At 57.1% G+C, this 22,134-nt stretch carries 18 protein-coding genes; 15 read left to right on the plus strand and 3 right to left on the minus strand.

Going from position 1 to position 22,134, the window contains the following annotated elements:
- Positions 1-13 precede the first annotated feature (13 nt).
- From rlmD to eno, 5 genes are all read left to right on the plus strand, one after another.
- A complete protein-coding gene (gene rlmD / locus FHW76_RS17150) occupies positions 14-1,318 on the plus strand; it encodes a 23S rRNA (uracil(1939)-C(5))-methyltransferase RlmD (RefSeq protein ID WP_008806247.1) in 1,305 nt (434 codons plus the stop codon).
- A 121-nt stretch (positions 1,319-1,439) separates the two neighbouring features.
- Entirely contained in the window at positions 1,440-3,677 is a 2,238-nt protein-coding gene (relA, locus tag FHW76_RS17155) for a GTP diphosphokinase (protein WP_008806246.1), read from the plus strand.
- A gap of 412 nt (positions 3,678-4,089) precedes the next feature.
- Positions 4,090-4,881, plus strand: coding sequence for a nucleoside triphosphate pyrophosphohydrolase (mazG, locus tag FHW76_RS17160; RefSeq protein WP_047666880.1), 792 nt, complete (start codon positions 4,090-4,092; stop codon positions 4,879-4,881).
- Positions 4,882-5,161: 280 nt separating this feature from the next.
- On the plus strand, positions 5,162-6,799 hold the full coding sequence (gene pyrG / locus FHW76_RS17165; RefSeq protein WP_008806244.1) for a glutamine hydrolyzing CTP synthase: 1,638 nt from the start codon (positions 5,162-5,164) through the stop codon (positions 6,797-6,799).
- Positions 6,800-6,879: 80 nt separating this feature from the next.
- A complete protein-coding gene (gene eno, locus FHW76_RS17170; protein WP_008806243.1) occupies positions 6,880-8,178 on the plus strand; it encodes a phosphopyruvate hydratase in 1,299 nt (432 codons plus the stop codon).
- Between the two features lie 63 nt (positions 8,179-8,241).
- On the opposite strand, the gene FHW76_RS17175 is transcribed toward eno, so the two are convergent.
- Positions 8,242-9,351 (minus strand): SDR family oxidoreductase, encoded by a 1,110-nt coding sequence (locus FHW76_RS17175; RefSeq protein ID WP_008806242.1) that lies wholly within the window; start codon positions 9,349-9,351, stop codon positions 8,242-8,244.
- A 475-nt stretch (positions 9,352-9,826) separates the two neighbouring features.
- Here FHW76_RS17175 and queE point away from each other — a divergent pair, with 475 nt between their 5' ends.
- On the plus strand, positions 9,827-10,498 hold the full coding sequence (gene queE / locus FHW76_RS17180; RefSeq protein ID WP_110209680.1) for a 7-carboxy-7-deazaguanine synthase QueE: 672 nt from the start codon (positions 9,827-9,829) through the stop codon (positions 10,496-10,498).
- Positions 10,499-10,539: 41 nt separating this feature from the next.
- Here the strand turns inward: queE and queD are convergent, their stop codons facing one another.
- On the minus strand, positions 10,540-10,905 hold the full coding sequence (gene queD / locus FHW76_RS17185; RefSeq protein ID WP_012967329.1) for a 6-carboxytetrahydropterin synthase QueD: 366 nt from the start codon (positions 10,903-10,905) through the stop codon (positions 10,540-10,542).
- Between the two features lie 317 nt (positions 10,906-11,222).
- Between queD and cysJ the strand changes: the two genes are divergently transcribed.
- The 3 genes from cysJ to cysH all read left to right on the plus strand — a co-directional run bounded on the left by cysJ (position 11,223) and on the right by cysH (position 15,567).
- Positions 11,223-13,022 carry an NADPH-dependent assimilatory sulfite reductase flavoprotein subunit gene (gene cysJ, locus FHW76_RS17190; RefSeq protein ID WP_016161724.1) on the plus strand — a complete coding sequence of 600 codons (1,800 nt, stop codon included), beginning with the start codon at positions 11,223-11,225 and terminating at the stop codon, positions 13,020-13,022.
- A complete protein-coding gene (gene cysI, locus FHW76_RS17195) occupies positions 13,022-14,734 on the plus strand; it encodes an assimilatory sulfite reductase (NADPH) hemoprotein subunit (protein ID WP_008806239.1) in 1,713 nt (570 codons plus the stop codon). The genes cysJ and cysI overlap by 1 nt, the downstream gene beginning before the upstream one ends.
- Positions 14,735-14,832: 98 nt before the next feature.
- Positions 14,833-15,567 (plus strand): phosphoadenosine phosphosulfate reductase, encoded by a 735-nt coding sequence (gene cysH, locus FHW76_RS17200; protein ID WP_008806238.1) that lies wholly within the window; start codon positions 14,833-14,835, stop codon positions 15,565-15,567.
- Between the two features lie 72 nt (positions 15,568-15,639).
- On the opposite strand, the gene FHW76_RS17205 is transcribed toward cysH, so the two are convergent.
- Complete coding sequence (locus FHW76_RS17205) at positions 15,640-16,686, minus strand: aminopeptidase (protein WP_012540734.1); 1,047 nt, start codon at positions 16,684-16,686, stop codon at positions 15,640-15,642.
- Between the two features lie 246 nt (positions 16,687-16,932).
- Here FHW76_RS17205 and cysG point away from each other — a divergent pair, with 246 nt between their 5' ends.
- The 6 genes from cysG (at position 16,933) to ftsB (ending at position 22,134) form a co-directional block, all read left to right on the plus strand.
- Complete coding sequence (cysG, locus tag FHW76_RS17210) at positions 16,933-18,339, plus strand: siroheme synthase CysG (RefSeq protein ID WP_183476887.1); 1,407 nt, start codon at positions 16,933-16,935, stop codon at positions 18,337-18,339.
- Positions 18,340-18,348: 9 nt separating this feature from the next.
- Positions 18,349-19,257 carry a sulfate adenylyltransferase subunit CysD gene (gene cysD, locus FHW76_RS17215; RefSeq protein WP_002915160.1) on the plus strand — a complete coding sequence of 303 codons (909 nt, stop codon included), beginning with the start codon at positions 18,349-18,351 and terminating at the stop codon, positions 19,255-19,257.
- 9 nt (positions 19,258-19,266) lie between these two features.
- On the plus strand, positions 19,267-20,694 hold the full coding sequence (cysN, locus tag FHW76_RS17220; protein WP_012967340.1) for a sulfate adenylyltransferase subunit CysN: 1,428 nt from the start codon (positions 19,267-19,269) through the stop codon (positions 20,692-20,694).
- Positions 20,694-21,299: an adenylyl-sulfate kinase gene (gene cysC, locus FHW76_RS17225; protein ID WP_002915158.1), complete on the plus strand. Its 606-nt coding sequence runs from the start codon at positions 20,694-20,696 to the stop codon at positions 21,297-21,299. The genes cysN and cysC overlap by 1 nt, the downstream gene beginning before the upstream one ends.
- A gap of 50 nt (positions 21,300-21,349) precedes the next feature.
- Positions 21,350-21,676 (plus strand): DUF3561 family protein, encoded by a 327-nt coding sequence (locus FHW76_RS17230; RefSeq protein WP_008806224.1) that lies wholly within the window; start codon positions 21,350-21,352, stop codon positions 21,674-21,676.
- A gap of 140 nt (positions 21,677-21,816) precedes the next feature.
- Complete coding sequence (ftsB, locus tag FHW76_RS17235; RefSeq protein WP_002915156.1) at positions 21,817-22,134, plus strand: cell division protein FtsB; 318 nt, start codon at positions 21,817-21,819, stop codon at positions 22,132-22,134.

Raw genomic sequence — 22,134 nt, forward strand, 5'->3', positions numbered from 1 at the left:
ACAACTCTCTACGATGGCGCAATTCTACTCTGCAAAACGGCGTGTGACGACGCGCCAGATCATAACCGTTACAGTCAATGACCTCGATCCCTTTGGTCAGGGCGTTGCCCGCCACCAGGGAAAGGCGCTGTTCGTGAGCGGTGTGCTGCCGCAGGAGCAGGCCGAGGTGGTGCTGGTGGAAGACAAAAAACAGTACGCCCGCGCCCAGGTGAAACGCCGTCTAACCGACAGCCCGCAGCGCCAGGCGCCGCGCTGCCCGCATTTTGGCGTCTGCGGCGGCTGCCAACAGCAGCATGCCAGCGTCGCGCTTCAGCAGCAAAGTAAACGTGCCGCGCTGGCGCGGCTGATGAAGCGTGAGGTGGATGAGGTCATCGCCGGCGTGCCGTGGGGCTACCGCCGTCGCGCGCGCTTAAGCTTGAATTATCAACCAAAGACCCAACAATTGCAGATGGGTTTTCGCCAGGCCAACGCCAAAGCGATCGTCGATGTGGTGCAATGCCCTGTTTTGGTGCCCCAACTTGAGGCATTGCTGCCTGCCGTGCGCGAGTGCTTAAGCGCGCTGAGCGCATTACGCCACCTCGGTCACGTCGAGCTGGTGCAGGCGGACAACGGCCCGCTGATGGTGCTGCGCCATACCGCTGCCCTGCCAGCGGGCGACAGGGAAAAACTGGAACGCTTTTCGCAAACTCACGGTCTTTCCCTGTACCTCGCGCCGCAAAGCGAGATACTGGAACATATTCATGGCGAAGCGCCATGGTATACCTCAGACGGACTACGCTTAGTGTTCAGTCCGCGGGATTTTATCCAGGTCAACGACGGCGTGAATCAGCAGATGGTGCGTACTGCGCTGGAATGGCTGGATCTGCAGCCAGAGGATCGGGTACTGGATCTGTTCTGCGGGATGGGTAACTTTACCCTGCCGCTGGCGACGCGAGCCGCCCACGTGGTGGGGGTGGAAGGGGTGCCCGCGCTGGTAGAAAAGGGGCGGGAAAACGCCGCTCTCAATGGTTTATCAAATGTCACTTTCTTCCATGAAAATCTGGAAGAGGATGTCACCCGTCAGGCCTGGGCGAAGCATGGCTTTGATAAAGTGCTGCTGGACCCGGCCCGCGCCGGCGCGCCGGGCGTGATGCCGCATATTATAAAACTGGCACCGCGGCGGGTGGTGTATGTTTCCTGCAACCCGGCGACGCTGGCGCGAGACAGCGAAACCCTGTTGCAGGCTGGATATCAGATTCAACGCCTGGCGATGCTGGATATGTTCCCGCATACCGGTCATCTGGAATCAATGGTGTTGTTTGAGCGCAGGCTTACATAAGGTCATTCACAACGTCGCAGAAGAGCCACCCTGGCCGTCAATGCTGACGCGACCTGCAGGATGACATGTAGAAAGTTGAGGCTTGCCGACTTCGGCAGGCCGGTCCCTTAAGGAGAGGACAATGGTTGCGGTAAGAAGTGCACATCTTAATAAAGCTGGTGAATTTGACCCGAAGAAATGGATCGCGAGTCTGGGGATTTCCAGCCAGCAGTCGTGTGAGCGCTTAGCCGAAACCTGGGATTATTGTCGCGAAAAAACGCAAGGACACCCGCAGGCAGACCTGCTGCTGTGGCGTGGCGTCGAAATGGTGGAGATTCTGTCCACCCTGAGTATGGATCTCGATACGCTGCGCGCGGCGCTGTTGTTCCCACTGGCGGACGGTGAAGTCGTTAGTGAAGAGGTCATGCAGGAGAGCGTGGGTAAATCGGTCGTGACCCTGATTCACGGGGTGCGGGACATGGCCGCTATCCGCCAGCTAAAAGCCACCCATAACGACTCGGTATCTTCCGAGCAGGTGGATAACATTCGCCGCATGCTGCTGGCGATGGTTGACGATTTCCGCTGCGTGGTCATCAAGCTTGCTGAGCGGATCGCGCATCTGCGCGAGGTCAAAGACGCGCCGGAAGATGAACGCGTGCTGGCGGCGAAAGAGTGCACCAATATCTATGCGCCGCTGGCGAACCGCTTAGGTATCGGCCAGCTGAAGTGGGAGCTGGAAGATTACTGCTTCCGTTATCTGCATCCGGCAGAATACAAGCGCATTGCTAAACTGCTCCACGAACGCCGTATCGACCGTGAGCATTACATCGACGAGTTCGTCGGTCACCTGCGCTCGGAGATGAAAGCCGAAGGCGTCAAGGCGGAAGTCTATGGCCGGCCGAAGCACATCTACAGCATCTGGCGCAAAATGCAGAAAAAACACCTCGCGTTTGACGAGCTGTTTGACGTTCGCGCGGTGCGCATCGTGGCCGAGCGTTTGCAGGATTGTTACGCCGCGCTGGGGATCGTCCATACCCACTATCGTCACCTGCCGGATGAATTCGATGACTACGTGGCCAACCCGAAACCCAACGGCTATCAGTCTATTCATACCGTGGTGCTGGGCCCGAGCGGCAAGACGGTGGAGATTCAAATTCGCACCCGGCAGATGCATGAAGATGCTGAGCTTGGCGTGGCTGCGCACTGGAAGTACAAAGAGGGGGCGGGAGCGGGCACCGGCGGTGGCCGTGGCTATGAGGACCGCATCGCCTGGCTGCGTAAGCTGATTGCCTGGCAGGAAGAGATGGCCGACTCTGGCGAAATGCTCGACGAAGTGCGCAGCCAGGTTTTCGACGACCGGGTGTATGTCTTTACGCCGAAAGGCGACGTGGTGGACCTGCCAGCGGGGTCGACGCCGCTCGACTTTGCCTACCATATTCACAGCGACGTCGGCCATCGCTGCATCGGCGCCAAAATTGGCGGCCGTATCGTGCCGTTCACCTATCAGCTGCAGATGGGCGATCAGATCGAAATTATTACCCAGAAGCAGCCGAACCCGAGCCGCGACTGGCTGAACCCTAACCTCGGCTACGTGACCACCAGTCGCGGACGCTCGAAGATCCACGCCTGGTTCCGTAAACAGGACCGCGACAAGAATATTCTCGCTGGTCGGCAGATCCTCGACGACGAGCTGGAGCATCTGGGCATCAGTCTTAAGGATGCGGAAAAACACCTGCTGCCGCGCTACAACTTCAACGAGCTCGATGAACTGCTGGCTGCCATTGGCGGCGGCGATATCCGTCTCAACCAGATGGTCAATTTCCTGCAGGCGCAGTTCAATAAACCGAGCGCCGCTGAGCAGGATGCGGCCGCGCTGAAGCAGCTGCAGCAGAAAACCTACGCCCCACAGAACCGCACCAAGGACAATGGCCGGGTGGTGGTGGAAGGGGTAGGCAACCTGATGCACCATATTGCCCGCTGCTGCCAGCCGATCCCGGGCGATGAGATCGTCGGCTTTATCACCCAGGGGCGCGGGATTTCCGTGCATCGCGCCGACTGCGATCAGCTGGCTGAACTGCAGTCGCATGCTCCGGAGCGCATCGTCGATGCGGTATGGGGTGAAAGCTACTCGGCGGGCTACTCGCTGGTGGTCAGGGTGGAGGCGAACGATCGCAGCGGTTTACTGCGCGATATCACCACCATCCTCGCCAATGAGAAGGTGAATGTGCTGGGTGTCGCCAGCCGCAGTGATACCCGTCAGCAGCTGGCAACCATCGATATGACCATTGAGATTTACAACCTGCAGGTGCTGGGCCGGGTGCTTGGTAAGCTCAACCAGGTGCCCGATGTCATTGACGCGCGCCGTCTGCACGGCGGTTAAGCCCTCTCCAGGCCAGGCCAATGAATGACCGCTGGGGCAATGGCTGCTGAAACTGCCGGCGTTGGCGGCCTCAAAATCGCTGAGACGTTCCCGGAAGGCAGGGGCAGCCCGCATGGATGCGGGCTGAGGGCCGTGTTTTGCAGGGACGCTGCCTCGGCCCGATCCGAAGCCTGCAGGGATAAGTCGAAGGCACCGCGCAGCGGCGATTTTGCTGGCCGGAGCCCGGGGGTACAGGGGGCGGCGGCGACTGGCCGCCTCCTGTGCGCTCCCTGTACCACAGGAGACATATGGCAGAACATTTACCGGGAGCGCAAAGTACGCTGGAGTCACACGTGAAAAACGCTTTTCCCGGGCTCAAAAGTTGCAAACCGATATCAATTTCTACCATTTTTTACATTTCCAGGATCCTCACATGACCCAAATCGACCGCCTGCTCGGCATTATGAAGCGCCTGCGCGACCCGGAAAACGGCTGCCCGTGGGATAAAGAGCAGACCTTTGCCACTATCGCCCCTTACACCCTTGAGGAGACCTACGAGGTCCTCGATGCTATCCAGCGGGAAGATTTTGACGACCTGCGCGGTGAGCTGGGCGATCTGCTGTTCCAGGTGGTGTTCTATGCGCAAATGGCGCAGGAAGAAGGACGCTTTAACTTTGACGATATCTGCGCTGCCATCAGCGATAAGCTGGAGCGTCGCCATCCCCATATTTTCGCTGATGCTACCGCAGGAAACAGCAGCGAAGTCCTGGCGCGCTGGGAGCAGATCAAAAGCGCGGAGCGGGCGGAAAAAGCCCAGCACTCGGCGCTGGACGATATTCCCCATAGCCTGCCGGCGCTAATGCGCGCGCACAAAATCCAGCGCCGCTGCTCGGCGGTCGGTTTCGACTGGACCTCGCTGGGACCGGTGCTCGACAAGGTGCATGAAGAAATTGATGAAGTGATGCATGAAGCGCAGCAGGCGGTGGTGGATGAAGCAAAACTGGAAGAGGAAGTGGGCGATCTGCTGTTTGCCACGGTGAATTTATCCCGTCATTTAGGGGTCAAAGCCGAGGTGGCGCTGCAGAAAGCAAACCTCAAATTTGAGCGTCGCTTCCGCGAGGTCGAGCGCATTGTCGCCGCCCGCGGCCTGGAAATGACCGGCATCGACCTCGATACCATGGAAGAAGTGTGGCAGGAAGTAAAACGCCAGGAAACTGATCTCTAACGAGTTTTCGTGATCAAGCGCGATTTGTGTGATTTTATAAATAACAAGCGCTTGATTTACGTCAAAAACATTTCGCCAAAAGCGTCTATTTTCTCTTTCCGTTATGTCGTTGAAACACCATGTAGCCTGCCTCTTCGAGTTGTTCGAGTCGCAACACAGGTGCAACTTGAAGAACGAAGGGGAGGGGAAGAATGAAAGTTTGTGGCGTCACGCATGTTCGGGTATACTACTTTCCCGTCCTGGTTATTCCATCGTTTTACCCTAACTTCTCAGGTTCAGCATGACAACGAACTATATTTTTGTGACCGGCGGGGTCGTATCCTCTCTGGGTAAAGGCATTGCCGCAGCCTCCCTGGCAGCCATTCTTGAAGCCCGTGGTCTCAACGTGACCATCATGAAACTGGATCCGTATATCAACGTCGATCCGGGCACCATGAGCCCAATCCAGCATGGGGAAGTGTTCGTTACTGAAGACGGCGCAGAAACCGATCTGGACCTGGGCCACTATGAGCGTTTCATCCGTACCAAGATGACGCGTCGCAACAACTTCACCACCGGCCGTATCTACTCCGACGTACTGCGCAAAGAGCGCCGTGGCGACTATCTGGGTGCCACCGTTCAGGTTATTCCACACATCACCAACGCTATCAAAGAGCGCGTACTGGCGGGCGGCGAAGGCCATGACGTCGTACTGGTGGAAATCGGCGGTACCGTAGGCGATATCGAATCCCTGCCGTTCCTCGAAGCCATTCGTCAGATGGCGGTAGAGATCGGCCGCGAGCATACCCTGTTTATGCACCTGACCCTGGTGCCGTACATGGCCGCTGCGGGCGAAGTCAAAACCAAGCCGACCCAGCACTCCGTGAAAGAGCTGCTTTCCATCGGTATCCAGCCAGATATCCTGATCTGCCGCTCAGACCGCGCGGTTCCGGCCAACGAACGAGCCAAAATTGCTTTGTTCTGTAACGTTCCGGAAAAGGCTGTGATTTCTCTGAAAGACGTCGATTCCATTTATAAAATTCCGGGCCTGTTGAAATCTCAGGGGCTGGACGATTATATTTGTAAACGATTCAGCTTAACTTGTCCGGAAGCAAACCTGGCCGAATGGGAACAGGTAATCTATGAAGAAGCCAATCCGGCAGGCGAAGTCACCATTGGTATGGTCGGTAAGTACATTGAACTGCCGGATGCCTACAAGTCGGTGATTGAAGCGCTGAAACACGGTGGTCTGAAAAACCGCGTGACCGTCAACATCAAGCTGATCGATTCGCAGGATGTGGAAACGCGCGGCGTCGAAATCCTCAAGGATTTAGATGCTATCCTTATCCCGGGCGGCTTCGGCTACCGCGGTGTGGAAGGTAAGATCGCCACCGCGCGCTATGCGCGTGAGAACAATATTCCTTATCTGGGCATCTGCCTGGGTATGCAGGTTGCGCTGATTGAGTTCGCGCGCAACGTAGCGGGTATGGAAAACGCCAACTCGACGGAATTTGTGCCAGACTGTAAATACCCGGTTGTGGCCCTGATTACCGAATGGCGTGACGAAGATGGCAACGTTGAAGTCCGCTCCGAGAAGAGCGATCTGGGCGGCACCATGCGCCTGGGCGCACAGCAGTGCCAGCTGGATGATGAATCTCTGGTGCGCCAGCTGTACGGCGAGCCGACCATCACCGAGCGCCATCGTCACCGCTACGAAGTCAACAACATGTTGTTGAAACCGATTGAAGCTGCTGGTCTGCGCGTTGCGGGCCGTTCCGGGGATGATCAGTTGGTCGAGATCATCGAAGTGCCGAACCATCCGTGGTTTGTTGCCTGCCAGTTCCACCCGGAGTTTACTTCGACGCCGCGTGATGGGCACCCGCTGTTTGCTGGCTTTGTGAAAGCCGCGAGCGAGTACCAGAAGCGTCAGGCGAAGTAAAAGAGTTAGAACGGCAATGCACCCAACTGGGTGCATTGTTTGTCTGGAGTTTTAGTTTAACTTGTACTGAGGAAAACCTAATGTCCAAAATCGTTAAAGTCATCGGTCGTGAAATCATCGACTCCCGTGGTAACCCGACTGTTGAAGCCGAAGTACACCTGGAAGGTGGTTTCGTCGGTATGGCAGCTGCTCCGTCAGGTGCTTCTACTGGTTCCCGCGAAGCGCTGGAACTGCGCGATGGCGACAAATCCCGTTTTCTGGGTAAAGGCGTAACCAAAGCTGTTGCTGCGGTAAACGGCCCGATCGCTCAGGCAATCCTGGGCAAAGATGCTAAAGATCAGGCTGGCATCGACAAGATCATGATCGACCTGGACGGTACTGAAAACAAATCTAACTTCGGTGCGAACGCTATCCTGGCTGTTTCTCTGGCAAACGCCAAAGCAGCTGCAGCGTCCAAAGGCCTGCCGCTGTACGCGCACATCGCGGAACTGAACGGCACTCCGGGCAAATACTCCATGCCGGTTCCGATGATGAACATCATCAACGGTGGTGAGCACGCTGACAACAACGTCGACATCCAGGAATTCATGATTCAGCCGGTTGGCGCGCCGACCCTGAAAGAAGCCGTACGCATGGGTTCTGAAGTGTTCCATCACCTGGCGAAAGTGCTGAAGTCCAAAGGCATGAACACTGCCGTTGGTGACGAAGGCGGCTACGCGCCGAACCTGGGTTCTAACGCCGAAGCACTGGCTGTTATCGCTGAAGCGGTTAAAGCTGCTGGCTACGAGCTGGGCAAAGACATCACCCTGGCGATGGACTGCGCAGCATCTGAATTCTACAAAGACGGTAAATACGTTCTGGCTGGCGAAGGCAACAAAGCGTTCACCTCTGAAGAGTTCACTCACTTCCTGGAAGACCTGACCAAACAGTACCCGATCGTCTCCATCGAAGATGGCCTGGACGAATCTGACTGGGACGGTTTCGCATACCAGACCAAAGTACTGGGCGACAAAATCCAGCTGGTTGGTGACGACCTGTTCGTAACCAACACCAAGATCCTGAAAGAAGGCATCGAAAAAGGCATCGCTAACTCCATCCTGATCAAATTCAACCAGATCGGTTCTCTGACCGAAACTCTGGCTGCCATCAAGATGGCGAAAGACGCTGGCTACACCGCTGTCATCTCTCACCGTTCTGGCGAAACTGAAGACGCGACCATCGCTGACCTGGCTGTCGGTACCGCTGCAGGCCAGATCAAAACCGGTTCTATGAGCCGTTCTGACCGTGTTGCTAAATACAACCAGCTGATTCGTATCGAAGAAGCGCTGGGTGAGCAAGCGCCGTTCAACGGTCGTAAAGAGATCAAAGGCCAGGCATAATCCTGTCTTTGTGAAATAATAATGCCAGCCTCAGGGCTGGCATTTTTTTTACCTCGTCGGCGATTATTTAAAATCGACGGCCATTTGCTGGGGGATCGACAGCCCGCGAGTGGTCTCCACGCAGCGGTCGATGTAATCCGTAAAACGCGGTGGTTTTGGCATTCCCATGCTCAACAGCTTGTCGTTACTAAAGCGCACATTCAACGTAGCGAACGCGCCATATAAGCGCATGGCTTTCAGCATCAGACGTTCATTGCATGGCCCAAATATCCCTTTCAGTTCACGACGCATTTTGACCAGCGTGTCATAGCTGACCTGGGCGTACTTATCCCCCACCGGGGCCTGTTCGAGGGCCTGAGCCATCGCCCGGTCGATTTCGGCAAACTTCACGCTATTCTCCTCCCCGGCAGAGATGTGCACCACTTCGCCGTGAGCCAGCGGCTGGTTAAGCAGCATCAGCAGGGCATCAGCGCAGTAGTCCACCGGGATGACATCGATTCGGTCCTCCATGGAACATAAAAATTTCTGCAGCATCAGCCCCATGCTGAACACCCAGAAAATACTGCTGGAAGGCCGGCAGCCGTGATGGGTATGACCCACCACGATAGAAGGGCGGGCAATGACCAGCGGCAGTGTAGGGCAATGCTGCTGCATCAACTGCTCGATGGTTGATTTCGAGTGGGTGTATTCCACCAGGTGCTCAGCGCGTTCCCGAAACTCCGCGCTTTCGGCGACCAGTGAATCCGGCTCAGGCGAACATGACATCGCTGTGCCGACGTGCAGAAAACGCTGCAGACCCTCAACCTGCGCCATCCGTTGCGCCAGGCGCAGCGTACCCTCAACGTTAACCTTCCAGATGAGCGGGTTGCTGCCAAACGAGGCGACAGCGGCGCAGTTGAGGACATGCGTCACCTGATCGAGGCGCGGATCGTTAAGAAAATGCTCCGGAGAAGCGAGATCGCCCAGCAGGATATGCTGCGGGTGAAGCATCGCCAGCTTCTCCTCGGCGATGTTGAACTTACGCATGTTCTCTTTGACCCGTTCGAGGCCTGCCTCGGGGCTATCAGCACGCACGAGCAGTAGCAGATCTAACCGGGTTTCCTGATGGAGTATTTTCTCTAACGCGGCACCGCCCAGAAACCCCGTAACGCCGGTAATTAATAATGTGGTCATAAACGCTATCTCATTATGGTTGGTCTGCGGGATTCTAGGCGGGCAAAAGTAAACGACGATTAAATAAAAAAGGGGCCCGATCAGGGATTTATTAAGACCAGTTTAAGGTTATTATCACCGGCGGGTTGAATTGGACTCGCAGATCGGCCAGATAATTCACTCTTTCATGTATCATTTTGTACATCACTGTATTTTAAGGTTTTTTATTTTGCTGTCTGGACCTTTTATTTTATCCTGAATGACAGGAATAACATTTTCTGTTACACATTTTCAGTCCTCGTGTCAGAATATTAATTATTTTAATTCTTATCATGCTAATAAATTAAGCCAAAAGAAAAGATTGTTTCTTTAATCAATAATATTATTCCCGACACGGATATTGACGAAGGGGTAAAAAAGGGATCGCAGCGCAGGACAAGACCTGTGCGCTGAAATCTGCGATAATGGACGTTTATGACCCTAAACAGAGATGACTATGCAGTACCCGATTAACGAGATGTTCCAGACCCTGCAAGGCGAGGGTTACTTCACCGGCGTGCCTGCCATTTTTATTCGTCTGCAGGGATGCCCGGTAGGATGCGCGTGGTGCGACACTAAGCATACCTGGGACACGCTGGCCGATCGGGAAGTGTCGTTGTTCAGCATCCTGGCGAAAACCAAAGAGAGCGATAAGTGGGGGCCGGCAAGCAGCGAGGATCTGCTGGCGATTATTGGGCGCCAGGGGTGGACTGCCCGCCACGTGGTCATTACCGGCGGTGAACCCTGCATTCATGATTTAACGCCGTTAACCTCGCTTCTGGAACAAAACGGCTTTAGCTGTCAGATTGAAACCAGCGGCACCCATGAAGTGCGCTGCAGCCACAACACCTGGGTGACGGTATCCCCGAAGGTCAATATGCGTGGTGGGTATGATGTGCTGTCGCAGGCTCTGCAGCGGGCGGATGAGATCAAGCATCCGGTAGGGCGCGTCCGCGACATCGAAGCGCTGGACGAACTGCTGGAAACGCTGAGCGATGACAAACCGCGGATCATCGCCCTGCAGCCGATCAGTCAGAAAGAAGACGCGACGCGCCTGTGTATCGACACCTGCATCGCCCGTAACTGGCGCCTGTCCATGCAGACGCACAAATATTTGAATATTGCCTGATAAAAAAGCCCGGCAGCGTACTGACCGGGCTTTTTTTTCGCTTACTCGCCGCGATAGATGCAGCCAGCGGTGCAGGTCTCTTTGACCATCACGGCGCTCAGCAGCGGTACCCTCGGTTTCATCTCATCCCAGATCCATTTCGCCAGCACTTCGCTGGTGGGGTTTTCCAGACCGGGGATATCGTTCAGATAATAGTGGTCCAGGCGATCGTATGTCGGCTTGAAGGCGGCCTTCAGCTCGGCAAAATCCATGATCCACCCGGTATGGGGATCGACTTCACCGGTGATCTCCAGACGCACCATAAAGGAGTGGCCATGCAGGCGACCGCATTTGTGCCCTTCCGGGACGTGCGGCAGGTGGTGGGCGGCTTCGAAGGTGAAATCTTTAAACAGCGTGGTGGACATCATTGACTCTCAACAGGACGAAAAAAAACCGCCGTAGGGTACCGGAAAGCACATTTTTTCGCATTAACTAAAACGGCCCTGAACAGAAAATGGACACATTTATCTGGGTTATCTGAATTAAATGGTTATATTTCATGTGGTTATTTAATCGATTTTGTTGTTAATAACTACAACTAAAACAGGTTAGTCCATTTGGTTATTTATTATTTCCATCCCTTCTTTAATTGTTACTATCAGCACCGTTACCCTTCTATTCTCTTCTGTTTTTGTCGCGCTGACAGGGCGCGAACAACAGCTTTGCTTACTGGAACAAACGACGCATGACGACACAGGCCACACCTTCCAACTTGCTGCCGCTCAACCCGGAGCAACTGGCGCGCCTTCAGGCGGCCACCACTGACTTCACGCCCACTCAGCTTGCCTGGGTGTCTGGCTATTTCTGGGGCGTGCTGAATCAGCAGTCCGGCGCGGCTGTGGCCGTTCCTGCCCAGGCCGCTGAGGTGCCCTCGATCACGCTGATTTCCGCCTCGCAAACCGGCAATGCCCGCCGCGTCGCCGAAGCGCTGCGCGACGATCTGCTGGCAGCGAAGCTGAACGTGAAGCTGGTGAATGCAGGCGATTATAAATTCAAACAAATTGCTGCGGAAAAACTGCTGGTGGTCGTGACGTCCACCCAGGGGGAAGGTGAGCCGCCGGAAGAAGCGGTCGCATTGCATAAGTTCCTGTTCTCGAAAAAAGCGCCGAAGCTGGACGGGACCGCGTTCGCTGTCTTTGGCCTCGGCGATACTTCTTATGAATTCTTCTGCCAGTCTGGCAAAGATTTCGACAGCAAGCTGGCCGAGCTCGGCGCGGAACGCCTGCTCGATCGCGTCGATGCCGACGTCGAATATCAGACCGCGGCTGCGGAATGGCGCGCGCGCGTCGTTGAGGTGCTGAAAGCCCGTGCGCCAGTGTCCGCGCCCGCCCAGCTGGCCACCAGCGGCGCGGTGAACGACATCCATACCAGCCCGTACACCAAAGAGGCTCCGCTGTCGGCGACCCTGTCGGTCAACCAGAAAATCACTGGCCGCGATTCCGAAAAAGATGTGCGCCATATCGAAATTGACCTCGGTGATTCCGGTCTGCGCTATCAGCCGGGCGACGCGCTGGGCGTCTGGTATCAAAACGATCCTCAACTGGTCAAAGAGCTGGTGGAGCTGCTGTGGCTGAAAGGTGACGAGCCGGTAACCGTTGATGGCAAAACTCTGCCGCTGGCGGAAGCGCTGGAGTGGCATTTTGAGCTGACGGTTAACACCGCGACTATCGTCGAAAACTACGCCACCCTGACCCGCAGCGAATCGCTGCTGCCGCTGGTGGGCGATAAAGCTCAGCTGCAGCAGTATGCTGCTGCGACGCCGATCGTCGATATGGTCCGTTTCTCGCCGGCACAGCTGGACGCCGAGGCGTTAATCGGTCTGCTGCGTCCGCTGACGCCGCGCCTGTACTCCATTGCCTCCTCACAGGCGGAAGTGGAGAGCGAAGTGCATGTCACCGTGGGCGTGGTGCGCTATGAAATAGAAGGCCGCGCCCGGGCTGGCGGTGCCTCCAGCTTCCTCGCCGACCGTGTGGAAGAAGATGGCGAAGTCCGCGTCTTTATTGAACACAATGACAACTTCCGTCTGCCGGCTAACCCGGAGACGCCGGTGATCATGATTGGCCCGGGCACCGGCATTGCGCCGTTCCGCGCCTTTATGCAGCAGCGCGCAGCGGACGGGGCGCAAGGCAAGAACTGGTTGTTCTTCGGCAACCCGCACTTCACTGAAGATTTCCTCTATCAGGTAGAGTGGCAGAGCTATGTGAAGGAAGGTCTGCTGACCCGTATTGACCTGGCCTGGTCCCGCGATCAACAACAAAAAGTCTATGTACAGGACAAACTGCGCGAGCAGGGGGCCGAGCTCTGGCGCTGGATTAATGATGGCGCCCACATTTATGTCTGCGGCGACGCCAATCGTATGGCGAAAGACGTGGAGCATACGTTATTGGAAGTGATTGCCGAATACGGCGCGATGGACGCCGAAGCGGCGGACGAATTTTTAAGTGAGCTGCGCGTTGAGCGCCGTTATCAGCGAGATGTCTACTAATGAGCGAAAAACATCCGGGGCCTTTAGTGGTCGAAGGTAAACTGACCGATGCCGAGCGCATGAAGCTTGAGAGCAACTACCTGCGCGGCACCATTGCGGAAGATTTAAACGACGGTCTGACCGGCGGTTTTAAAGGCGATAACTTCCTGCTGATCCGTTTCCACGGCATGTACCAGCAGGACGATCGCGATATCCGCGCGGAACGCGCCGCCCAGAAGCTGGAGCCGCGCCATGCGATGCTGCTGCGCTGCCGTCTGCCGGGCGGGGTGATCACCACCACCCAGTGGAAGGCGATCGATAAGTTTGCCGCGGACAACACCATTTACGGCAGTATTCGTCTGACCAACCGGCAGACGTTCCAGTTCCACGGCATTCTGAAAAAGAACGTCAAGCCGGTGCATCAGATGCTGCACTCGGTGGGACTGGACGCGCTGGCCACCGCCAACGATATGAACCGTAACGTGCTGTGCACCTCCAACCCGTACGAGTCGCAGCTGCACGCTGAGGCCTACGAGTGGGCGAAAAAGATCTCCGAGCATCTGCTGCCGCGTACCCGCGCTTATGCCGAGATCTGGCTGGATCAGAAAAAGGTCGCCACTACTGACGAAGAGCCGATCCTCGGTCAGACCTATCTGCCGCGTAAGTTTAAAACCACGGTGGTGATCCCGCCGCAGAACGATATCGATCTGCACGCTAACGACATGAACTTCGTGGCGATTGCCGAAAATGGCAAGCTGGTAGGCTTTAACCTGCTGGTGGGCGGCGGTCTCTCTATCGAACACGGCAACAAGAAAACCTACGCCCGCACGGCGAGCGAATTCGGTTATCTGCCGCTGGAGCATACTCTGGCGGTGGCGGAAGCGGTCGTGACTACCCAGCGCGACTGGGGCAACCGTACCGACCGTAAGAATGCGAAAACCAAGTACACCCTTGAGCGCGTTGGCGTCGAAACCTTCAAGGCGGAAGTGGAGCGCCGGGCCGGCATTAAGTTTGAGCCGATCCGCCCGTACGAATTCACCGGCCGCGGCGACCGCATCGGCTGGGTGAAGGGGATTGATGACAAATGGCACCTGACGCTGTTTATTGAAAACGGCCGCATTCTCGATTATCCGGGTCGTCCGCTGAAGACTGGCCTGCTGGAGATTGCTAAGATCCATAAAGGCGAATTCCGCATCACCGCCAACCAGAACCTGATCGTTGCCAGCGTACCGGAAGATCAGAAGGCGCGGATCGAGAAGCTGGCGCGGGATCATGGTCTGATGAATGCCGTTACTCCGCAGCGCGAAAACTCGATGGCCTGCGTCTCCTTCCCGACCTGCCCGTTGGCAATGGCGGAAGCCGAACGTTTCCTGCCGTCGTTTATCGACAAGGTGGAAGGGGTGATGAACAAGCACGGCGTGAGCGATGAGCATATCGTCACCCGCGTCACCGGCTGCCCGAACGGCTGCGGCCGCGCGATGCTGGCGGAAGTGGGACTGGTGGGCAAAGCACCGGGGCGCTACAACCTGCACCTTGGCGGTAACCGCAGCGGCACCCGCATCCCGCGGATGTACCGTGAGAATATTACCGAGTCGGAAATTCTCGACTCGCTAGACGAACTGGTAGGGCGCTGGGCGAAAGAGCGCGAAGCGGGTGAAGGCTTCGGCGACTTTACGGTGCGTGCGGGCATCATTCGCCCGGTGCTCGACCCAGCCCGCGATTTCTGGGAATAACATCCTGGTGCCCGGTGGCGCGTAGCGACCCGGGCCTGTAAAACCCGTAGGCCGGGCAAACGCAGTGCCGCCCGGTAAAACAGGCAAACGAGGTTTATATGTCCGTACTCGATCTAAACGCGCTTAATGCATTGCCGAAAGTGGAACGTATCCTGGCGCTGGCGGAGACCAATGCGAAGCTGGAGAAGCTCAGCGCCGAAGAACGCGTAGCGTGGGCGCTGGAAAATCTGCCTGGCGAGTATGCTTTATCTTCCAGCTTTGGCATTCAGGCGGCGGTGAGTCTGCACCTGGTGAACCAGCTGCGCCCGGATATTCCGGTGATCCTCACCGATACCGGCTATCTGTTTCCGGAAACCTATCAGTTTATCGATGAGTTAACCGACAAGCTCAAGCTGAACCTGAAGGTCTATCGGGCGCAGGAGAGCGCCGCCTGGCAGGAGGCGCGTTACGGTAAGCTGTGGGAGCAGGGCGTTGAGGGCATTGAGAAATACAATGAGATCAACAAAGTCGAGCCGATGAACCGGGCGCTGAAAGAGCTCAATACCCAGACCTGGTTCGCTGGTCTGCGCCGCGAGCAGTCCGGTAGCCGGGCGACCTTACCGGTGCTGGCTATCCAGCGCGGGGTGTTCAAGGTGCTGCCGATTATCGACTGGGATAACCGGACGGTGTATCAGTACCTGCAAAAGCACGGGCTGAAATACCACCCGCTGTGGGATCAGGGTTATCTGTCGGTAGGCGATACCCACACCACCCGCAAATGGGAACCAGGCATGGCAGAAGAAGAGACCCGGTTCTTCGGGCTTAAACGCGAGTGCGGGTTGCACGAGGGTTAAGCTGTTAGCGCTTTCTTTGGGTGATAATTCAAGAAGAACACGCGGGTGATACCGCGCGTTCTTTTGTGCGTATCAGCTTTTCTTCTCCACCTTCGCCAGCTCTTTCACCAGCGGCAGCATCACTTTCACTACCTCGCGGCTGCGGCGTTCTATGCGTCCCGGCAGCGCGTGGTCGAGATACTGCTGATTATCAATCTGCACGCTATGCCAGCTGGTGCCGTCCGGGAAGGCGCGGGATTTCTGGCGCTGCTGATAGCCATCCTTTTTGCCGAGTGACCAGTTGGTTGCCTCGACCGACAGCACCGGGATCCCCGCGCTGTCGAAGACGCTGGCGTCGTTACAGCAGGCGGTGCCTTTTGGGTATGCTGGGTTCAGTCCTGGATTGGTCGCCGCGACAATCCCCTTGCTGCGGGCGATAGCCAGCGCACGGTCGCGGGTTAGCTTACGCACCGAGGCCGGCGTGCGGCGGCCACTGTTGAAGTAAAGCTTATCGCCCACCACCAGATTATCGAGGTTGATCACCAGCAGGGTATTTTTCTTTTCCGCCTCACTCATGCGCTGCAGCAGATTTTGCGCCCCGAGACGACCTTCCTCTTCACCGCTGGTGGCGATAAAGCGAATGCCATAGCGGGTGGGGATATTCTTTAAATGATCCGCCAGCTCCAGCATCACGCCGAGCCCCATCGCGTTGTCGTCGATTCCCTGCAGCGTCAGGCCGCCAAGGTTGTTCTCCACGTCTTTATCGCTCTGCGGCGCGTAGGTATCGAGGTGCGCCATAATAATGATTTGCTGGCGGGACTGGCCTTCATGGGCGGCGATCACCGTACTGCCGGTGGCGTTATGCCAGTTCTTACGCTGATTGTTATCGGTATAGATGTAGCGGGTATTGAAGCTGCGCACGTCGCTCTGATAACCCATCTGGGCGAACTGCTGGCGGAGGTACTCGGCTGACAACATCTCGGCTGGTGTTCCGGTCATTCGTCCCGGGAAGACGGTGGCGATATGACGAGCCTGGCTACTGGCGGTGTCGCCCAGCGCGCTGAATGCGGGGGCGGCGGCGAAAACAAAACCGGTGCCGAGCGCCAGAGGAAGCAGACGGCGGCACAACGCGGAAAACATAAGGGGTCCTTACACGAACAAGACAATTTGACGCGTACAGTATGAAACTGTGACCGCGGTTAAACAATTTCAATTGCTCTTAAATAGCGGAAAAATAGCGCGTTAAGCACTTTTTGATATTTGTATTTCCACAGCGTTATTCCTTTGCGTCACAACTCATTCCATTTCGTAATTTCATTTGCTCTCAGGCGCACCCTATAGTCGCAGTATCGCTGATTGTAAGAGAGTTGTTGCGCCGTGGATTACTTGCCCCTTTTTGCCGAACTGAAACAAAGGCCCGTGCTGGTGATCGGCGGCGATGAGATTGCTGAACGCAAGATTAAATTCCTGCTGCGCGCCCAGGCGCAGGTGCAGGTGGTCGCCGGGACGCTCTCTCCGGCGCTGGCCAATCTGGCGGCGCGCCAGGCGCTTAGCTGGCGGGCGACGGAATTTAGCGAGTCGCTGGTGGATGATGTCTTTCTGGTGATTGCGGCCACGGAGGATGAGGCGCTTAACCAGCGGGTGTTTGCGGCGGCTAACGCGCGCTACCGGTTGGTCAACGTGGTGGATAACCAGGCGCTGTGCTCGTTTGTCTTCCCTTCTATCGTCGACCGTTCGCCGCTGCTCGTGGCGATCTCCTCCAGCGGCAAAGCGCCAGTGCTGTCGCGCATTCTGCGCGAGAAAATTGAAGCGCTGCTGCCGACGAACCTCGGGCGGCTGGCGGAATCGGCGAGCTACTGGCGTAACCATCTGAAAACTCGTCTGACGACCACCGAAGCGCGTCGCCGCTTCTGGGAACGCGTCTTCACCGGCCGCTTTGCCAGCCTGATGGTGGCGGGTAATCATGCGGAGGCGGAAAAGGCGCTGCAGGATGAGCTGGATAAGCCCGAACGCGAGACGGGAGAAATTATTCTGGTGGGCGCCGGGCCGGGCGATGCCGGGCTGCTGACCCTTCGTGGTCTGCAGGCGATCCAGCAGGCGGACGTGGTTTTCCACGACCATCTGGTGACCCCGCCGGTTCTCGAGCTGGTGCGCCGCGATGCCGAGTTAATCTGTGTCGGCAAACGCGCCGGCGAGCACTCGGTGCCGCAGCATGAAACCAATCAGCTGCTGGTGGCGGCGGCGAAGGCGGGGAAAACCGTCGTGCGTCTGAAGGGCGGGGATCCGTTTATTTTTGGCCGCGGCGCAGAAGAGTTGCAGGCTGCCGCCGAAGCGGGGATCCCGTTTCAGGTGGTGCCAGGCGTCACTGCCGCCGCCGGGGCGACGGCCTATGCCGGTATTCCACTGACCCATCGCGACTATGCGCAAAGCGCCGTCTTTGTTACCGGCCACTACAAGCCGGATAGCGCCCCCTTCGACTGGTCGCTGCTGGCGAAGAGCCAACAAACGCTGGCGATCTACATGGGCACCATGAAGGCGGCGGAAATTAGCGCTCAGCTGATCGCCCACGGTCGCGACAGCACTACGCCGGTCGCGGTGATTTCCCGCGGTACCCGCGACGATCAGCAGACGATAACCGGCACATTGCAACAACTCGAACACCTGGCGAAAGACGCCCCGATGCCCGCCCTGCTGGTGGTGGGCGAAGTGGTGCAGCTGCATCAGCAGCTCGCCTGGTTTCAACAAACATCATCCGCCGAGGGGTTTAACGCTTCGGTGGTCAATCTGGCTTAAGGAACGGTTATGGACCAAAAACGACTCACTCACCTGCGGCAACTGGAGGCGGAAAGCATCCATATTATTCGTGAGGTGGCCGCCGAATTTTCTAACCCGGTGATGATGTACTCCATCGGGAAAGATTCCAGCGTAATGCTGCATCTGGCGCGCAAAGCGTTTTATCCGGGAACCCTGCCGTTCCCGCTGCTGCACGTCGATACCGGCTGGAAATTCCGTGAGATGTATGAGTTCCGCGACCGGACTGCTAAAGCCTACGGCTGTGAGCTGCTGGTGCATAAAAACCCGGAAGGGGTGGCGATGGGCATCAACCCGTTTGTCCACGGCAGCGCTAAGCATACCGATATCATGAAAACGGAAGGCCTGAAGCAGGCGCTGAACAAATACGGCTTTGACGCCGCGTTCGGCGGCGCGCGTCGCGACGAAGAGAAATCCCGCGCGAAAGAGCGCATCTACTCCTTCCGCGACCGCTTCCACCGCTGGGACCCGAAAAATCAGCGTCCGGAGCTGTGGCACAACTACAACGGCCAGATTAACAAAGGCGAAAGCATCCGCGTCTTCCCGCTCTCCAACTGGACTGAGCTGGATATCTGGCAGTACATCTATCTGGAAAATATTGAAATCGTGCCGCTGTATCTGGCCGCTGAGCGCCCGGTGCTGGAGCGCGACGGTATGCTGATGATGATCGATGACGACCGTATCGATCTGCAGCCGGGCGAAGTGATTGAAAAACGGATGGTGCGTTTCCGTACCCTTGGCTGCTGGCCGCTGACCGGCGCAGTGGAGTCTGAAGCGCAGACGCTGCCGGAAATTATTGAAGAGATGCTGGTATCGACCACCAGTGAACGTCAGGGCCGCGTGATTGACCGCGACCAGGCCGGCTCGATGGAGCTGAAGAAACGTCAGGGGTATTTCTAAGGAGCCGCCATGAACACCACAATTGCCCAACAAATTGCTAATGAAGGCGGCGTAGAAGCTTACCTGCACGCGCAACAGCACAAGAGCCTGCTGCGTTTTTTGACCTGCGGCAGCGTCGATGACGGCAAAAGCACCTTAATTGGCCGTCTGCTGCACGATACGCGCCAGATCTATGAAGACCAGCTGTCGTCTCTGCACAACGACAGCAAGCGTCACGGTACCCAGGGCGAAAAACTGGACCTGGCGCTGCTGGTGGACGGCCTGCAGGCTGAGCGTGAGCAGGGCATCACCATCGATGTCGCTTACCGTTACTTCTCGACCGAAAAACGCAAATTTATCATCGCCGACACCCCGGGGCACGAGCAGTACACGCGCAATATGGCCACCGGCGCGTCAACCTGCGACCTGGCGATCCTGCTGATCGATGCGCGCAAAGGCGTGCTCGACCAGACCCGCCGTCACAGCTTTATCTCTACGCTGCTGGGCATTAAGCACCTGGTGGTAGCGGTCAACAAAATGGATCTCGTCGAGTTTAGCGAAGCGCGCTTCAACGAGATCCGGGAAGATTATCTGACTTTCGCCGAGCAGCTGCCGGGCAACCTCGATATCCGCTTTGTACCGCTGTCGGCGCTGGAAGGCGATAACGTCGCCAGCCAGAGCGCGAATATACCGTGGTACAGCGGCCCGACCCTGCTGGAAGTCCTCGAAACCGTGGAGATCCAGCGGGTGGTCGAGAGCCAGCCGCTGCGCTTCCCGGTGCAGTATGTTAACCGTCCGAACCTCGATTTCCGCGGCTTCTCCGGCACGGTCGCCTCTGGCACGGTTACCGTTGGCCAGCGTCTGAAGGTGCTGCCGTCGGGCGTCGAATCGAGCGTGGCGCGTATCGTCACCTTCGACGGCGACCTGCAGGAAGCTGCCGCCGGCGAAGCCATTACCCTTGTGCTGAAAGATGAAATCGACATCAGCCGCGGCGACCTGCTGGTTGACGCGCAAGCCTCGCTGCCGGCGGTGCAAAGCGCCAGCATCGACGTGGTGTGGATGGCCGAGCAGCCGCTGACCCCGGGCCAGAGCTACGACATTAAAATCGCCGGCAAGAAGACCCGCGCTCGCGTCGACGCTATCCGCTACCAGGTCGATATTAACAACCTGACCCAGCGTGAAGTCGAGTCTCTCCCGCTGAACGGCATTGGGCTGGTGGAGCTGACCTTTGACGAACCTTTAGTGCTGGATCCGTATCAGCAAAACCCGGTGACCGGCGGCCTTATCTTTATCGATCGCCTGACCAACGTCACCGTGGGCGCCGGGATGGTCAACGAGCCGCACCTGCAGGCGTCGACCTCGGCATCGCAGTACAGCGCCTTCGAGCTGGAGCTGAACCAGCTGATCCGTAAACACTTCCCACACTGGGACGCCCGCGACCTGCTGGGAGGCCAATAATGGCCCAGCATGACGAAAACGTCGTCTGGCATGCCCATCCTGTGACTCAGCAGCAGCGGGAACAGCATCACGGCCATCGCGGCGTGGTGCTGTGGTTTACCGGCCTTTCGGGGTCGGGTAAATCCACTGTCGCCGGGGCGCTGGAAGAGGCGCTGCATGAGCGTGGCGTCAGCACCTATCTGCTGGACGGCGACAACGTGCGCCATGGTCTGTGCAGCGATCTGGGATTCAGTGATGAGGATCGCAAAGAGAACATTCGCCGCGTCGGCGAAGTGGCCAGGCTGATGGTCGATGCCGGGCTGGTGGTATTGACGGCATTTATATCACCACACCGCGCGGAACGGCAGATGGTGCGCGAGCGCCTGGGGGAGGGACGCTTTATCGAAGTGTTCGTCGATACCCCGCTGGCCATCTGCGAGGCGCGGGATCCGAAAGGATTATACAAGAAGGCGCGGGCAGGGGAATTACGCAATTTCACCGGCATAGACTCGGTCTATGAGGCACCGGAAAAGGCGGAAATTCATCTGGATGGTGAACAATTGGTAACAAATTTGGTGCACCAACTATTAGACCTGCTGCAACAGAGCGATATTATCAGATCCTGAAACGGCAGCGGCATCGAGGGGTGCCGGTTGCCCGGTCTACAGGATTCGATATGCGCAATACCCAGAACCTCAGTATTATTCGTTCAGAACCGCCTCCGGCGATCGGCGACGAGACCACCTGGTCTCTGTCGGGCGCTGCCGTGGGCTTTATTTCATGGCTGCTGGCGCTGGGTATTCCCTTCCTTCTCTATGGCAGTAATACGCTCTTCTTCCTCCTTTACACCTGGCCGTTCTTCCTTGCGTTGATGCCGGTGGCGGTAGTGGTCGGTATTGCGCTGCACTCTCTGCTCAATGGCAAACTGCTCTATAGCGCCAGCGCGACCATCCTGACCGTCGGGCTGATGTTTGCGCTACTCTTCCTCTGGCTGTTGGGATAACCCGTTTCCGGGATGAATCAAGCATGGGTATCGGCAGCAAAAATATGGTACAGTCCCCGCGTTACGCGGCATCGTCCGCGCGCCCCGGTAGCGTACCCGGGCGAGTTTTGGGATGATGATGCCGTTTTTCAGGGGGCAGGATGGGTAAACTAACGCTGCTATTATTAGCTTTGCTGGTCTGGCTACAGTATTCACTGTGGTTCGGTAAAAACGGCCTGCACGACTACACGCGGGTTAACGACGACGTCACCGCCCAGCAGGCGACTAACGCCAAATTAAAAGCACGCAACGATCAGCTATTTGCCGAAATTGACGACCTCAACGGCGGGCAGGAAGCGATCGAGGAGCGTGCGCGCAATGAACTCAGTATGACCCGCCCGGGCGAAACCTTCTATCGTCTGGTACCGGATGCGTCTAAACGCAACCAGGCATCGGGACAACAGCAGAACAATCGATAA

The organism is Klebsiella sp. RC2 (genome assembly GCF_014192815.1).
Lineage (GTDB): Bacteria > Pseudomonadota > Gammaproteobacteria > Enterobacterales > Enterobacteriaceae > Klebsiella > Klebsiella variicola.